The 15,454-nt window shown below is 54.5% G+C and carries 16 protein-coding genes; 7 read left to right on the top strand and 9 right to left on the bottom strand.

Annotation, left to right across the window (positions count from 1 at the left end):
• Positions 1-11: 11 nt before the first annotated feature.
• Positions 12-1,097 carry a sodium-potassium/proton antiporter ChaA gene (gene chaA, locus MWH02_RS00250; protein WP_110866345.1) on the top strand — a complete coding sequence of 362 codons (1,086 nt, stop codon included), beginning with the start codon at positions 12-14 and terminating at the stop codon, positions 1,095-1,097.
• A 119-nt stretch (positions 1,098-1,216) separates the two neighbouring features.
• Here the strand turns inward: chaA and kdsA are convergent, their stop codons facing one another.
• From kdsA to hemA, 6 genes are read right to left on the bottom strand one after another with little or no spacing between them, the layout of a single operon-like run.
• On the bottom strand, positions 1,217-2,071 hold the full coding sequence (kdsA, locus tag MWH02_RS00245; RefSeq protein ID WP_271459647.1) for a 3-deoxy-8-phosphooctulonate synthase: 855 nt from the start codon (positions 2,069-2,071) through the stop codon (positions 1,217-1,219).
• 30 nt (positions 2,072-2,101) lie between these two features.
• Positions 2,102-2,911, bottom strand: coding sequence for an invasion regulator SirB1 (sirB1, locus tag MWH02_RS00240; RefSeq protein ID WP_101764113.1), 810 nt, complete (start codon positions 2,909-2,911; stop codon positions 2,102-2,104).
• Positions 2,908-3,306: a SirB2 family protein gene (locus tag MWH02_RS00235; protein ID WP_271459646.1), complete on the bottom strand. Its 399-nt coding sequence runs from the start codon at positions 3,304-3,306 to the stop codon at positions 2,908-2,910. The genes sirB1 and MWH02_RS00235 overlap by 4 nt, the downstream gene beginning before the upstream one ends.
• A 12-nt stretch (positions 3,307-3,318) precedes the next feature.
• Entirely contained in the window at positions 3,319-4,149 is an 831-nt protein-coding gene (gene prmC / locus MWH02_RS00230; RefSeq protein ID WP_271459645.1) for a peptide chain release factor N(5)-glutamine methyltransferase, read from the bottom strand.
• The gene (gene prfA, locus MWH02_RS00225; protein ID WP_210080803.1) at positions 4,149-5,231 is read right to left on the bottom strand and encodes a peptide chain release factor 1; all 1,083 of its coding nucleotides are present in this window, start codon (positions 5,229-5,231) and stop codon (positions 4,149-4,151) included. Before prfA ends, prmC begins: the two co-directional genes overlap by 1 nt.
• Positions 5,232-5,272: 41 nt before the next feature.
• Positions 5,273-6,529, bottom strand: a complete 1,257-nt coding sequence (gene hemA / locus MWH02_RS00220; RefSeq protein WP_061718543.1) for a glutamyl-tRNA reductase — start codon at positions 6,527-6,529, stop codon at positions 5,273-5,275.
• Positions 6,530-6,745: 216 nt separating this feature from the next.
• Here hemA and lolB point away from each other — a divergent pair, with 216 nt between their 5' ends.
• The 4 genes from lolB to MWH02_RS00200 all read left to right on the top strand — a co-directional run bounded on the left by lolB (position 6,746) and on the right by MWH02_RS00200 (position 10,710).
• Positions 6,746-7,369 (top strand): lipoprotein insertase outer membrane protein LolB, encoded by a 624-nt coding sequence (lolB, locus tag MWH02_RS00215; RefSeq protein WP_101764109.1) that lies wholly within the window; start codon positions 6,746-6,748, stop codon positions 7,367-7,369.
• Positions 7,366-8,235, top strand: coding sequence for a 4-(cytidine 5'-diphospho)-2-C-methyl-D-erythritol kinase (ispE, locus tag MWH02_RS00210; protein WP_217546367.1), 870 nt, complete (start codon positions 7,366-7,368; stop codon positions 8,233-8,235). Before lolB ends, ispE begins: the two co-directional genes overlap by 4 nt.
• Before the next feature lie 124 nt (positions 8,236-8,359).
• Positions 8,360-9,307: a ribose-phosphate diphosphokinase gene (prs, locus tag MWH02_RS00205; RefSeq protein WP_006118899.1), complete on the top strand. Its 948-nt coding sequence runs from the start codon at positions 8,360-8,362 to the stop codon at positions 9,305-9,307.
• A gap of 227 nt (positions 9,308-9,534) precedes the next feature.
• A complete protein-coding gene (locus tag MWH02_RS00200; protein WP_271459644.1) occupies positions 9,535-10,710 on the top strand; it encodes a GGDEF domain-containing protein in 1,176 nt (391 codons plus the stop codon).
• On the opposite strand, the gene ychH is transcribed toward MWH02_RS00200, so the two are convergent.
• Positions 10,707-10,982: a stress-induced protein YchH gene (gene ychH, locus MWH02_RS00195; RefSeq protein WP_061723496.1), complete on the bottom strand. Its 276-nt coding sequence runs from the start codon at positions 10,980-10,982 to the stop codon at positions 10,707-10,709. The genes MWH02_RS00200 and ychH overlap by 4 nt on opposite strands.
• A gap of 257 nt (positions 10,983-11,239) precedes the next feature.
• On the opposite strand from ychH, the gene pth reads away from it, so the two are divergent.
• Both pth and ychF read left to right on the top strand, forming a co-directional pair.
• Positions 11,240-11,827: an aminoacyl-tRNA hydrolase gene (gene pth / locus MWH02_RS00190; RefSeq protein WP_008107639.1), complete on the top strand. Its 588-nt coding sequence runs from the start codon at positions 11,240-11,242 to the stop codon at positions 11,825-11,827.
• A 111-nt stretch (positions 11,828-11,938) separates the two neighbouring features.
• Positions 11,939-13,030 carry a redox-regulated ATPase YchF gene (gene ychF / locus MWH02_RS00185; protein ID WP_008107633.1) on the top strand — a complete coding sequence of 364 codons (1,092 nt, stop codon included), beginning with the start codon at positions 11,939-11,941 and terminating at the stop codon, positions 13,028-13,030.
• A 67-nt stretch (positions 13,031-13,097) separates the two neighbouring features.
• On the opposite strand, the gene MWH02_RS00180 is transcribed toward ychF, so the two are convergent.
• Both MWH02_RS00180 and MWH02_RS00175 read right to left on the bottom strand, forming a co-directional pair.
• The gene (locus tag MWH02_RS00180) at positions 13,098-14,333 is read right to left on the bottom strand and encodes an MFS transporter (RefSeq protein ID WP_271459643.1); all 1,236 of its coding nucleotides are present in this window, start codon (positions 14,331-14,333) and stop codon (positions 13,098-13,100) included.
• 62 nt (positions 14,334-14,395) lie between these two features.
• Positions 14,396-15,349: a sugar phosphate isomerase/epimerase family protein gene (locus MWH02_RS00175; protein WP_101764104.1), complete on the bottom strand. Its 954-nt coding sequence runs from the start codon at positions 15,347-15,349 to the stop codon at positions 14,396-14,398.
• Positions 15,350-15,454 lie beyond the last annotated feature (105 nt).

Genomic DNA, 15,454 nt, shown 5'->3' with positions numbered 1-15,454 from the left:
GAGGATGGTAAATGCCTGGACATGAGAAAACCCGCCATACCGAGTACTCACTGATTTTCCCCGTTGCTGCGCTGGCGGTGCTGAGCTTCTTCGGCAACCAGACAGCGCTTCTGCCGGTTATCGGCATCAACCTGTTGGCATTAGTTGCCATTCTGTTTAGCGCCTTCAGCGTGGTGCGTCACGCCGACGTGCTGGCACACCGTTTAGGCGAACCTTATGGATCGCTGATTCTCAGTCTTTCCGTCGTCATACTTGAAGTGAGTCTGATCTCCGCGCTGATGGCCACCGGCGATGCCGCGCCCGCGCTAATGCGCGACACGCTCTACTCGATCATCATGATTGTGACCGCCGGTTTAGTCGGCTTTGCCCTGCTGCTGGGCGGACGCAAGTTTGCCACGCAGTACGTTAATCTGGCGGGCGTAAAACAGTACATGATCGCCATTTTCCCGCTGGCGATTCTGGTACTGGTGTTCCCCAATGCGTTACCTGGCGGTAACTTCACGACTACGCAGGCGCTGATCATCGCGGCGATTTCTGCGGCCATGTACGGCGTATTCCTGCTGATTCAAACCAAAACCCACCAAAGCCTGTTCGTTTATGAGCATGAAGATGATGGCGACGATCCGCACCACGGTAAGCCTTCTGCGCACAGCTCGTTGTGGCACACCGCATGGCTGATCGTGCATCTAATTGCGGTGATTACCGTGACCAAGATGAACGCCAATCCGCTGGAGAGTCTGCTGACAGAACTGAACGCCCCGGCGCAGTTCACCGGCTTCCTGGTGGCGCTGTTGATCCTGTCGCCGGAAGGTTTAGGTGCAATCAAAGCGGTACTGATGAATCAGGTCCAGCGCGCAATGAATCTGTTCTTCGGTTCGGTACTGGCGACCATTTCACTGACGGTGCCTGCAGTGACCATCATCGCTACCCTGACCGACCAGCAATTGGTGTTCGGCCTTGAGCCACCGCAGATGGTGATCATGAGCGCCGTGCTGATCCTGTGCCACATCTCGTTCTCAACGGGCCGCACCAACGTGTTGAACGGTGCCGCGCATCTGGCGCTGTTTGCCGGGTATTTGTTGACGATTATGCTGTGAGACTAGCGGTCGGCATAAATGCCAACCTTACGGAAATCGTGCATGTTGTAGGATCGCCATTAATGGCGACCAGCCAATAAAAAAGGCGCCATCGGCGCCTTTTTCATATTTAAAAACAATCAGTTGCTGGTATCCAGCTCTGGGAAGCTCTTCACCAGATCGTCGATTGCTTTCATCTGCACCAGGAAGGGTTCCAGCTTATCCAGCGGCAGCGCGGATGGACCGTCGCATTTGGCGCTGTTTGGCTCTGGGTGCGCTTCGATGAACAGGCCAGCAATGCCAACCGCCATGCCGGCACGCGCCAGCTCGGCGACCTGCGCACGACGACCGCCAGACGCAGCGCCGAACGGATCGCGCGTTTGCAGCGCGTGGGTAACGTCGAAGATCACTGGGCTATTTTGGGTGACGTTCTTCATCACGTTGAAGCCGAGCATATCGACAACCAGGTTGTCATAGCCGAAGTTGCTGCCGCGATCGCACAGGATAACCTGATCGTTGCCGCCTTCGACGAATTTGTCGTAGATGTTACCTATCTGGCCTGGGCTAACAAACTGGGGCTTCTTGACGTTGATTACCGCGCCGGTTTTCGCCATCGCTTCCACCAAATCGGTCTGACGAGCGAGGAAAGCCGGCAGCTGAATCACATCAACCACGTCAGCCACCGGCTGCGCCTGCGATGCTTCATGCACATCGGTGATGATTTTCACGCCGAAAGCCTGCTTCAGCTCCTGGAAAATCTTCATGCCCTCTTCCAGGCCAGGACCACGATAGGATTTGATTGAAGAGCGGTTCGCTTTATCAAAAGAGGCTTTGAATACGTAAGGGATCCCGAGTTTGTCGGTGACCTCAACGTAGTGTTCGCAGATGCGCATGGCGAGATCGCGCGATTCCAGCACGTTCATGCCGCCGAAGAGAACGAATGGCAGATCGTTTGCGACCTTGATATCGCCGATATTCACTACTTTCTGTGTCATGCCCTTTCCTTTCCTTTTATCGGGTAACGCTTAGTGCAGCGTTACCTGTTTCTGTTCAATTGCGTGAATCTGCACTTTAATCATCTCGCTGACCGGATCTTCAGGACACTGTTCAACGAAATAGGTCAAATCATTCAGCGCGATGTGTTCACACTCTAATTGCGCGTAAATCAAACCACGGTCGCGAATCTCGTAAGGATCGTCAGGATCGATCTGCAGCAGCACTTTGCTGACGTTCAGCGCCAGCTCCATCTGCTTCTCTTCCATCAGCGCGGATTTCAAGGTGTCGAGCATCTTGCGCATCACGTTGATGGTCTTAGCTTCGTCGAGATCGTCGTTATACAGCTTGGCGGTTGGGCTGATGTTGCCTTTCAGCCACACTTCCAGCGTATGCGTATCCAGCGTTTCGCCGTTGAACGGGTTGATCAGCCACATTTCGCCATCTAACCAGTCGGCACGCAGAATCAGCTGTGTCGGGAAAATCACCGGCATCAGCGGCAATTCCAGCTCATCGGCGATGTGCAGCAGGATCACGCCCAGCGACACCGCCGTGCCCTGACGGCTCTTCAAGACTTTGTCGATCCACAGCGCGTCGGAGAGATTGTAGACGCCGCTGGCGCCGCCAAATCCCCACTGACGATAGAACAGCTCCAGCAGCTTACCCAGCTGCAAATCGGCGTCCTGCTCGCTGCTGACAAACTCACGGGCTTCATCTACCAGCGCCGCCAACTGTTGTTGCACAGAAGGCGCGGAAAAATCATTGCGTATGGCGCATGTGGCGCCAATCACCGCTTCACTCAGCGGTGTTTTACTATAATCGAGTTGCTCTGGCGAGGTCATACAATCCCCAATAACGGCATTTTGGTCATCGCCAGCTTAATCACAAACAGCAACGCTACGATTGCAATCAGGAAGGCGATCCAACGTGTCCCCATTTTACGTGGGCGACGGCTCAATGCCACGGAACCTAAGGCGATGTAGATAATAACCGCTAACAGCTTCTCCGTCAGCCAGCTTCCTTGCGGTGTGAACGGATAAAAATGCGTAATCGTCACCAGCAGCGCACCGCTTAACAGCAAAAAGGTGTCGTTAACGTGCGGCGCAATGCGCACCCAGCGGCGTTGCAGCATCGCTGAGCCGGTGGTTTGCCAGTAGAAGCGCAGCAAAAACAGAAAAATCGTCAGCGCAACGGTCAGCAAGTGAAAGTGTTTAATCAGGGGATACCAGCTCGCCATCGTTATTCCTTATTAAAAAAATTGTCCTAGTGTGACGCGCGGATTACCGCCGTAATCGTCAACGGTGCTCACCACCTGATAACCGTGCTGCGTCATGATGGCGCGCACGGCTGCACCTTGCTGCCAGCCATGTTCCAGCAGCAGCCAGCCGCCAGCGTGCAGCCAGTGCGGTGCGGTGTGAATGATAAAACGTAAATCGGCCAAACCCTGATCGTCCGCCACTAACGCGCTGCGCGGTTCAAAGCGCACGTCGCCCTGCTGCAGATGTTCATCGGCGGCATCAATATAGGGCGGATTGCTGACAATCAGATCAAAACGTTGGGCGGGAAGATCGTTAAACCAGTTGCTGAGGATGAAGCGGGCGTTATCAATGTGCAGACGCTGCGCATTGTCCTGCGCCAGTTCCACCGCCGCCGCGATGCGATCGCAGCCGATAACCTGGCAGCCTGGCCGTTCGCTGGCCAGCGCCAGCGCAATCGCGCCGGTGCCGGTGCCTAAATCCAACAAAGACGTCGCGGCGGCCGGCAGATGTGCCAGCGCTTGCTCCACCAGCACTTCGGTGTCCGGACGCGGGATCAGCGTGGCATCACTGACGCGCAACGGCAGCGACCAGAATTCACGCTCGCCGACCAGATGCGCAATCGGCTCGCCGTTGACGCGGCGCGCCAGCAGCGCATTCAGTTGTTCCAGCTGCTGCGCGTCCAGTTCCGCATCGTCAAAGGCAATCAGCCAACTGCGCGCTTTGCCCGTCACAAAACCCAGCAATATTTCCGCATCGCGCTTCGGGCTGTCGCCGCCACAGAGCGCTACCACAGCCTGCTGTAGCCAGCGACGGATGATCATTAGTCCTGTCCAGCCAGCGCGGCCAGCTGATCGGCTTGATACTCCTGCACAATCGGCTCAATCAGCGCATCCAGCTTGCCTTCCATCACCTCATCGAGACGGTAAACCGTGAGGTTGATGCGGTGATCGGTGACGCGACCCTGCGGGAAGTTGTAGGTGCGGTTACGATCCGAACGGTCGCCGCTGCCGAGCAGGTTACGACGCGTCGAAGCTTCAGCGGCATTACGCTTCGCCATTTCCGCCGCGTGAATACGCGCGCCCAACACCGCCAAGGCTTTGGCTTTGTTTTTGTGCTGTGAACGTTCGTCCTGACACTCCACCACAATGCCAGTTGGCAAGTGGGTGATACGAATCGCGGAATCGGTGGTGTTAACGTGCTGACCACCGGCACCGGAAGAACGGAAGGTGTCGATTTTCAAATCGCCGGCGTTGATTTCCGGCATTTCCGCTTCGGGCAGTTCCGGCATGACCGCAACGGTACAAGCCGAGGTGTGAATACGGCCCTGCGATTCGGTTTCTGGCACGCGCTGTACGCGATGGCCGCCCGATTCAAACTTAAAGCGGCCATACGCGCCATCGCCGATGATGCGGGCGATCACTTCTTTATAGCCGCCGTGCTCACCTTCGTTGGCGCTGATGATCTCAACCTGCCAGCGACGCGCTTCGGCGTAACGGCTGTACATACGGAACAGATCGCCGGCAAAAATCGCCGCTTCATCACCGCCGGTTCCGGCGCGCACTTCGACAAAGCACGAACGTTCATCGTCGGGATCTTTCGGCAGCAGCAGCACTTGCAGCTGTTGTTCCAGCGCTTCACGCTTCTCACGTGACAGCTTTAATTCTTCCTGCGCCATCTCGCGCATTTCCGGGTCTTCCAGCATCATTTCGGCAGTTTCAACGTCTTCCTGCACCTGCTGCCATTCGCGGAAACAACGGGTGACGTCGCTAAGCTGGGCATATTCGCGTGATAACGCACGGAAACGATCCTGATCGGCAATTACGCCGGCATCGCCCAGCAACGCTTCCACTTCCTCGTGGCGTTCCTGGAGCGCTTCCAGCTTGGCAACAATAGAGCTCTTCATGTAATAGCGGGTATCCCAGTGATAGGTCGTGACTGACCAGATTACTCTAAACCGAGGCTGTCACGTAAGATCTGCAGGCGTTCGCTGTCGCCGTCGCGCGCGGCCTGCTGCAGTGATTTGGTTGGTGCATGAATTAATCGGTTAGTCAGCTTGTGTGCCAGTTCCTGCAGCACTTTTTCGGCGTCAGCGCCCTGCTGCAGCGCGGCCAGCGCGCGTTCCTGTAACTCGGCGCGCACCTGATCGGCCTGCGAACGGTATTCACGGATGGTCTCAACCGCGCTTTGCGCGCGCAGCCAGGCCATAAATTCGCCGCTCTCCTGCACCACAATGCTTTCAGCCTGCACGGCGGCGGCTTTGCGCTGCGCCATGTTCTGCTCGATGATCGCTTGCAGATCATCAACGCTGTAGAGATAGGCGTTCGCCAGCTTGCCCACTTCCGGCTCGACATCGCGCGGTACGGCGATATCCACCAGCAGCATCGGCTGATTGCGACGTGCTTTCAGCGCGCGCTCCACCATCCCTTTACCGATAATCGGCAGCGGGCTGGCGGTGGAAGAGATAATGATGTCGGCATCGGCCAGACGGGTTTCGATATCGCCGAGGCCAATCACTTCTGCCCCCACTTCATCGGCCAGCAGCTGTGCGCGTTCGCGGGTGCGGTTGGCGATCATCAGCTTCTTGACGGAGTGTTCGCGCAGATGACGCGCCACTAACTCGATGGTTTCACCAGCGCCGACCAGCAGCACGTTAACGGTGCTGAGCGATTCAAAAATTTGACGCGCCAGTGAACAGGCAGCGAAGGCGACCGATACGGCGCTGGCGCCAATCTCGGTTTCGGTGCGCACACGCTTGGCCACCGAGAAGGTTTTCTGGAACATGCGCTCCAGTTCACTGCTCAGCGCGTGGTCGCGTGACGAATCAACAAAAGCTTTTTTTACCTGACCTAAAATCTGTGGTTCACCCAACACCAGTGAATCCAGCCCGCTGGCCACGCGCATCAGATGGCTGACCGCCGCGTTATCCTGATGCCAGTAGAGGCTGTTGCGCACATCCTCTTCACGCAGATCGTGATAGTCACACAGCCAACGCACCAGCTTCTCCTGCAGGTCGGCTTGCTGCTCTACACTGAGGTAGAGTTCCGTACGGTTGCAGGTCGAAAGGACCACACCGCTCTGCACCATCGGCTGGGACAGCAGGCTATTCAGCGCCAGTTCCAGCGTGTCTGGTGTAAACGCAACGCGTTCGCGTAGCGCAACAGGTGCAGTTTTGTGGTTGATTCCGAGTGCAAGCAGCGTCATGTGATTCGGGTTGGGATATCCCAAGTGTTGTCAGGGTTTTGTGCAGCGCATTCTACAAGATGCCACAGGTCAAGAAAAGCCATACAAAGCCTATGACAGTAATAAGATTAAACTGATCGTGCGCAATTATTGCCATAACAGCATTGACGGCTTACATGCGGATGGTTAGCGTTACCGGTTACGAAGTAAAAACGTGTCTGAGGAGATGACCACGTGATGCATTTGCCCCCGCGCAAGTTACTGCGCCTTTTACCCCTTGCCAGCGTGTTACTGGCTGCATGTACCATTAACAAACCACAAGGTCCGGGCCCAAGCACCACGTCACCGCAATGGCAGCAGCATCAGCAAGCCGTGGCGAAAATCAGCCAGTATCAGACGCGCGGTGCGTTCGCTTACCTGTCGGATAAGCAAAAAGTGTATGCACGCTTTAACTGGCAGCAAACCGCTGCGGATCGCTATCGCCTGCTGCTGACCAATCCGCTCGGCAGCACCGAATTGCAGTTGGATGCACAAGGTTCCGTGGTGCAGATCGTGGATAACAAAGGCAAACGCTACGTGAGTAACGATGCCGAGAAGATGATTTCACAGCTTACCGGCATGGATATCCCGCTCGCCAATCTGCGTCAGTGGATGATGGGCTTGCCGGGCGATGCCAGCGATTATCAGCTGAATAACAATTACCAGCTGCAAAGCCTTAACTACAGCCGCAACGGTCAGCAGTGGAAAGTGAACATTTCTGATTACGACAGCAAAGTGAATCCGCCGCTGCCGGCCAATCTGGAGCTGTCTGAAGGCGGTCAGCGCATTAAATTACGCATGGATAGCTGGACCACTCAATGATCACCACGTGGCCCGCGCCAGCAAAACTGAATCTGTTCCTGTATATCACTGGCCGTCGTGCTGACGGCTACCACAATCTGCAAACGCTGTTTCAGTTCCTCGATTACGGTGACACGCTGGAAATCACACCGGACAGCAGCGGCAAGATAACGCTGCTGACGCCGCTGACTGGCGTGCCGGATGACGAGAACCTGATTGTGCGTGCTGCGCAGGCGTTAAAAACCGTTGCCGCTGCGCGTGGCACCTTGCCCGCGCAGGCCGGTGCCAGCATCGCGCTGGAGAAGGTTTTGCCGATGGGCGGCGGGCTTGGCGGCGGCTCTTCAGATGCGGCAACGGTGTTAGTGGCGCTGAATCATCTGTGGCAAACCGGATTAAGTGTTGCTGAGCTGGCGACGATTGGCATCAAACTGGGCGCGGATGTGCCAGTGTTTATTGGAGGTCACGCGGCCTTTGCAGAAGGCGTGGGCGAACTATTGCAGCCGGCTGAACCGGCAGAAAAATGGTATCTGGTGGCGCATCCAGGCGTGAGCATCGCGACGCCTGATCTGTTCCGCGATCCCGAACTGACGCGCGATTCACCAATCCGCACATTAGATGAACTGTTACAGCGTCCTTTTCACAATGATTGTGAGGCTGTGGCAAGAAAACGTTTTCGTAAGGTTGATGAGCTGCTTTCCTGGCTGCTAGAATACGCGCCGTCGCGCCTGACTGGGACCGGAGCTTGTGTGTTTGCTGAATTTGACACCGAATCCGACGCACGTCAGGTGCTGGAGCTTGCCCCGAAATGGATTTGCGGATTTGTGGCGCGCGGGCTTAACCTCTCGCCGTTGCAGCGCACACTTTCTGGGCTAAAAGCGTCTACGTGACAGTGTCACCCGTTCCAGACACTGCATGTTGCGCATTAACACACCCGTATGAACATGCTCTTTGGTATTCGCCGGTTACTCTAGAGCCGTTCATTCTCTGGACGCCAAGCCTGAGGTTCTTCTCGTGCCTGATATGAAGCTATTTGCTGGTAACGCCACCCCGGAACTAGCACAACGTATTGCCAACCGCCTTTACACTAGCCTCGGAGACGCCGCTGTTGGCCGTTTCAGTGATGGTGAAGTAAGTGTACAGATTAACGAAAATGTACGCGGTGGTGATATTTTCATCATCCAGTCCACCTGTGCCCCCACCAACGATAATCTGATGGAGCTGGTTGTGATGGTCGACGCCTTGCGTCGGGCTTCTGCTGGTCGTATTACTGCTGTCATTCCTTACTTTGGCTATGCGCGTCAGGACCGCCGTGTGCGTTCTGCTCGTGTACCGATCACTGCCAAAGTGGTTGCCGATTTCCTTTCTAGCGTGGGCGTTGACCGTGTTCTCACCGTTGACCTGCATGCTGAACAGATTCAGGGCTTCTTTGATGTCCCGGTGGATAACGTCTTCGGCAGCCCAATCCTGCTGGAAGATATGCTGCAAATTGGCCTGGAAAATCCCATTGTAGTTTCCCCAGACATCGGTGGCGTAGTGCGTGCCCGCGCCATAGCCAAACTGCTCAACGATACCGATATGGCTATCATCGACAAACGCCGCCCTCGCGCGAACGTTTCGCAGGTGATGCATATTATTGGTGACGTTGCGGGTCGTGACTGTGTACTGGTCGACGATATGATCGACACCGGCGGTACGCTGTGCAAAGCGGCTGAAGCGTTGAAAGAGCGCGGCGCGAAACGTGTTTTCGCTTACGCTACTCACCCAATCTTCTCCGGCAATGCGGTGGAAAACCTGCGTAAGTCGGTGATTGACCAGGTGATTGTCTGCGATACCATTCCGCTGTCTGAAGAGATGAAATCTCTGCCAAACGTGCGTACTCTGACGCTGTCTGGCATGTTGGCCGAAGCGATTCGTCGTATCAGCAACGAAGAATCAATCTCCGCGATGTTTGAGCATTAATTCATCGCGTGAAACCGGGCCTCGTGCCCGGTTTTTTTTTGCACCCTGCCCTCAATCTGACTCACCGATTAAGCCACTTTCCCCATTGATATTTGCGCGATAAATTTCGTTAAATCTCGCTATTCTCGCTGCCATCCACTCTTTTCTGGTGACTCGCATTGCCGCCCTTTAGCGGTCCAATGTTTAATGCTATTTTCTTCCCACTTTTTCCCCGAGCTCCGACCACTATGACTCTCGACCTCTACACGCTGTTTGTTTGCGAGCTCTTTGTGCTGGGGTTTTTGAGTATCATTTTGATTTTTGCCTGGATCGGTGCGCAGTACGATCGCGTATTGGGCTGCACCACGCTGGCGCTGGTTTTAACCCTGGCGGCGGTGTTCCTTAGCAGCTTACGCAGTGCGGGATTCCATTTTTTACCGGTCGCGGTCGGCAACGTCATGCTGTTGCTGGCTTATGGCAATCTGCTCAATGCCTTCCGCATCTTCTGCGGAAAAGCAATTGGCCTCAGCTGGTTAGGCGGCGGTTTGTTGTGGGCGATTTTGTGCCTGTTCCCCGCGTTTTATCACAGCCAGCCGAAGCGCGTGCTGGTGGTTTGCTTGCTGTGCATCATCTATACCGGCGCGCTAATCCGCTTGCTGTGGCGCGTGCGCGCGTCGTTGACCGTCACCTTCTGGCCGGCGCAAATCCTGCTATGGATCCATTTGCTGTTTCACGTGGCGCGTATCTTTCTGGACGATGCGGTGGCGACGCCGGTGCGCGGTGCGATTGGCGGTTCCAGCTTCTCGGTGTATGTGATTCTTGAATCGATCCTGTTTGTTATTGGCCTGAGTTTCACCATTCTGGCGATGGTCAACGAACGCACGCAAATCGCCCATAAACTGGCATCAATGCACGATCCGCTCACCAGCGTGTGGAACCGCCGCGCGCTATTCGAGCAGGCCGATAAAATGTTATTGCGCAGCGCGCGACAGTCACAACACTTTGTCTATAGCGCGGTGCTGTTCGATCTGGACCATTTTAAAAGCATCAATGACCGTTTCGGCCATCAGCAAGGCGATCAAGTGTTAATCGATTTTTGTCAGGTGGTGCAGGCGTTGATGCCAGAGAGTGGCCATTTTGCCCGTTTGGGTGGCGAGGAGTTTGCGGCGATCATTCCCGGCGATGCCGAGCAGGCGCAGCGGGTATGTGAACGTATCCGTTTGGCGACACAGCTGTCGCAACCTAACGACGTGCGTTATACCGTCAGCATCGGTTATGCCACCGCGCTGCAGCCTGGCGAACCCTTCCCGCTGTTGCTGGCGCTGGCCGATGAAGCATTGTACCGCGCAAAAGCCAGCGGCCGTAACCGCATCGAACGTTATCTCGCGCAGTTACAGCCGCTGCAGCAAACCGTACTCACTTAATGTGATGAGTGATTGCGACGGCAACGCTTATCGCCGTAATGACGTAACCAGTAATAACGATCTTCCACGCGCTCACGTCCGCTGACGCGTGCGCCCACCAGCCACAGTAAAGCGCCAACGAAGATGCTGAACATCGCACCGTGCGCAAGGAATTGCGGCAGGTTGAGTGAAGGAAGCTGGTTGATAATGGAATAGCCCACGCCTAATACCATCGTCAGTAAACCCAAACACATCAAACCGTTACCTACAAAGCGGCAATTTTGACGTTTCATGATCCACCTCCATCCTTTTAAAAGCAAAACAGCACGTATGGTTAACTAGCCATAAGCTTAGGCAATACCTGCCGCTTAAGTTGCGTACAGGATCACATATCCTTCACAACCTTTGACAAATCTTTACCGCCAGCGCCTTGATTTCGATAGAAAATGATTAGTCACGTAGAGACATTATCTGCGGCGCGTGGCCTTTGTCATCCGTGCCGCCAGGCAGTAAACTATCGCCCTTTCCGCAGCAAGACAGGATAAACATCGTGAGCAGCATTAAACTGATTGTGGGGCTGGCCAATCCCGGCGCTGAATACGCCGCAACCCGCCATAACGCTGGCGCCTGGTATGTCGATTTACTGGCGAGCCGCAACAATCAGTCGTTAAAAGACGAGCCAAAGTTTTATGGCTATACCGCGCGCCTGTCGCTGGCGGGAGAAGATGTGCGCCTGCTGGTGCCCACCACTTTTATGAATCTCAGCGGCAAAGCGGTGGCGGCGATGGCGACCTTTTATCGCATTGCGCCAGAAGAGATTTTGGTAGCGCACGATGAGCTGGATTTACCGCCGGGCGTGGCGAAATTCAAGCAAGGTGGCGGCCACGGCGGCCATAACGGCCTGAAAGATATCATCAGCAAGCTGGGCAACAACAATAATTTTCACCGTTTACGCGTGGGTATTGGCCATCCTGGCGACCGCAATAAAGTGACCGGTTTCGTGCTGGGTAAGCCGCCAGCCAGCGAACAAAAGCTGATTGATGATGCCGTAGACGAAGCGGTGCGCTGCACCGAACTGTGGCTGAAAGAAGACAAGATTAAGGCGATGAACCGCCTGCACGCGTTCAAGGCGGGCTAAGGCCAATTCCCGCGCCGCAGAAGGCAATTCTGTGTATAATGCGCGAAATTTTTTGAATCTGTCGGCGCTATCCAATAGCGCTGCGCACTCAGTGAGAAAGGTAATCAGACCATGGGATTTAAATGCGGTATTGTGGGCCTGCCGAACGTCGGTAAATCCACCCTGTTCAACGCGCTGACTAAAGCGGGTATCGAAGCAGCCAACTTTCCGTTCTGCACCATCGAGCCAAACACCGGTGTGGTACCAATGCCCGATCTGCGCCTCGATCAGCTGAGCGAGATTGTTAAGCCACAGCGCGTCGTGCCCACCACCATGGAGTTCGTCGATATCGCCGGTCTGGTGAAAGGCGCGTCCAAAGGTGAAGGCCTGGGCAACCAGTTCCTGACCAACATCCGTGAAACCGAAGCCATCGGTCACGTGGTGCGCTGTTTCGAAAACGACAACATCATCCACGTTGCGGGTAAAGTTAACCCGGCGGAAGATATTGACGTGATCAACACCGAGCTGGCGCTGTCGGATCTCGACACCTGCGAACGTGCGATTCAGCGTTGCCAGAAGAAAGCCAAAGGCGGCGACAAAGATGCCAAAGCTGAGCTGGCGGCGCTGGAGAAGTGCCTGCCGCACCTGTCAGAAGCGGGCATGCTGCGCGCACTGAATCTGGATGCTGACGAGAAAGCGGCCATCCGCTACCTCAGCTTCCTGACGCTGAAGCCAACCATGTACATCGCTAACGTCAACGAAGACGGTTTCGAAAACAATCCGTACCTCGATCAGGTGCGCGCGATCGCCGAAGCCGAAGGTTCGGTGGTGGTGCCAGTGTGTGCTGCGGTTGAATCTGATATCGCTGAGCTGGAAGATGACGAGCGCGACGAGTTTATGGCTGAACTGGGCCTGGAAGAGCCGGGCCTGAACCGCGTGATCCGCGCCGGTTATGCGCTGCTCAACCTGCAAACCTACTTCACCGCAGGCGTGAAAGAAGTGCGTGCATGGACCATTCCTGTTGGCGCCACCGCGCCACAGGCGGCGGGTAAAATCCACACTGACTTCGAGAAAGGCTTTATCCGCGCTCAGACCATCGCGTTTGAAGATTTCGTTGCCTTCAAAGGCGAACAAGGTGCGAAAGAAGCCGGTAAAATGCGCTCAGAAGGTAAAGAGTACATTGTAAAAGATGGCGATGTGATGAACTTCTTGTTCAACGTCTAATCTCTTAATCGCAATAAAAAGCCCAGTTTCTTAACTGGGCTTTTTTATTATCAAAATCTCACGTCTTTCAGGCCGCTTTATCCGTCATCGCCACCCGCGCATCCAGCTCTTCAGGCGTTTTCAGGAATGGCGTCAACACCCCGCTCAGAACATAAAGCCCGGCATAAATCCCCAGCACCCCACCCGCACCCAGCGATGAGTAGAACAGTGCGGTGATAGCAGGAGCTATAAACGCGCCCAGACCTGCACCCAGATTCAGCACCGACATTGCCGCGCCTTTGCTGTCCGGGGCCAGCAACGGGAACAGCGCCGACAGCGGCACATAACCCGCCATGGTAATACCGCACAGGCACAGCACCAATGCCATCACATAGAAGTTGTGGCCCAGCACCTGCGGCACCGCCCAAACCAGAATCAGCACGGCGGCATAACCAAAGCCACCGACCCACATAATAGTGGTACGCCAGCCAAACTTATCGCCAAAGAAACCAAAGAACAAGTTGGCGAAAATCGCCACCAGGAACACCGCCGACCACATATGCAACCATTCGGTTTTACTGTAGCCGAAACTGATCAGATAGAGCGGCAGGAAGGTCGCCAGGCCATATTGGGCGATGCCGTTTACCGATTTCACCACCAATCCCATCGCAATCACCGGACGCTGCAGAATGGTGATGCCTTTAATTAACTCCGCCGCGCTGAAAGGATGAATTTCAGATGCCGGTACCACGTCGCGGTTCACCCAAATGCCTAACACGGAGCCGACGACCACAAATACCATGCCGACCCACAGCACATGAATTTCGCCCATCACCGGCAATGCCAGCGACGAGAAGAACGGACCGATGACGCTCAAACCCAGCGAGAAGGTAAACCAGAACCAACCCACTGCGGTAGAACGGCGCTCCAACGGCGTGCTGTAGTTAATCCAGATGAGAAACGAGTAGGCAAACAGTGGATAACCGATGCCGCGAATGGCATAAAACGGCAGCATCCAGGCCATGTGCATGGTCTTGAGGCCAACGCCGATAAACCCGATACTGCCGATAACAAAGGTGATCATCCCATACAGCATCACTTTGCGCGGGCCGAGGGTTTGCACCAGTACGCCGGTCACCCAGGCCGCCAGCGTCACGGTGACACCGTATGCGGTGATCAGATAAGAGGCTTGCGCGACAGACAGCCCTTTATCCACCAGCCAGATGGCAATCCACGCTTGTTCTACACCATCGCCGATCATGAATATCGCGAGGCCGATATAGCCCCAAAGCAAGTTTTTAGGCAAACCTATTTTGTCGAACATAGTTTCCCCCGTGTCAGACACTGACTGGTGGTAGTTAATAGAGGTAAGTTTTGATTTTGTTTTTATTCAGCGATGATTTTCATCAGCATGCCCTGCACTTTCAGCGCATCCTGGCTTTTAATCAGCTGATCGATTTCATCAATGCTCAGGCGATCAATAAAGCTGGAGAGCGCTTTATACATGCGAATGTTTTGCGCGCATTCGGCAACCGGATCTTCACGGCTTGGGAAGGTATCGAAATAGATCAGGCCGCTGAAGTTAACGCGTTTTGCGTAATAGATGTATTCCAGCGTCTGCATCAGATGCACAGAACCCAGCATCAATCCATCATCAAAATGGCCATAACCATCATTCAGGTGGAAGCCCACCAGACGGTTTTTGCGTGCCGACTGGAACAATGAGAATGCGGGATTCTCTTTCTTCATGATCATGTGACAGAAATCGAGGGTAATACCGAGATTGTCGGAGCCTACATCATCAATCAGCATCAGCGTTGAAGAGACATCACCAATAAAGGAGAAGGTGCGCGGTTCATACGGCTTATATTCAAAACTGAATTGCATATCCGCGTGTGCCTGGGTCACGGTCTGTAATGCGCTGACCAGCCACTCATAGGCGCGGAAATAATCCTGCTGGAACGGATAATCGTAACCATCATAGCCAAACCACAGCGTGACGGTATTGCCGCCGAGGTATTTGCACATCTCTGCGGCTTCGAGGGTAATTTCGATCGCTTTTTTACGCAATGCGGCATCAGGATTGGTGAATTCACCCTCGATGAACTCTTTGTTATAACGCAGAGCGATGCCGCCCACCTGCAAATTGTTATCAGCGATGGTCTGTTTAATCAGCGCTTTATCCTGACCAATAAAGTGTTCCGGATAATTCAGCTCAATATGCGTCAAGCCCGCAACGCTACCCATACGCGTAATAAGATCGCAAGTATCCATATTGTTCTTCGCCGCAAACAGATCGGCTCTGGAGCGAAATGAATTTATACGTGATGAGAATTTCATTTTTTAAATTACCTTTAATGGGATTTCCATGTTCTTATAAATGAGAATATTCATCAGGTAAATGCGATCAGCTAAATACTACCGCTAATAAAATAAACGGTAGAT

The organism is Pantoea leporis (assembly GCF_028048155.1).
Lineage (GTDB): Bacteria > Pseudomonadota > Gammaproteobacteria > Enterobacterales > Enterobacteriaceae > Pantoea > Pantoea leporis.
The sequence above is the reverse complement of the archived record's forward strand: the minus strand, read 5'-3'. Positions and strand labels throughout refer to the sequence as shown.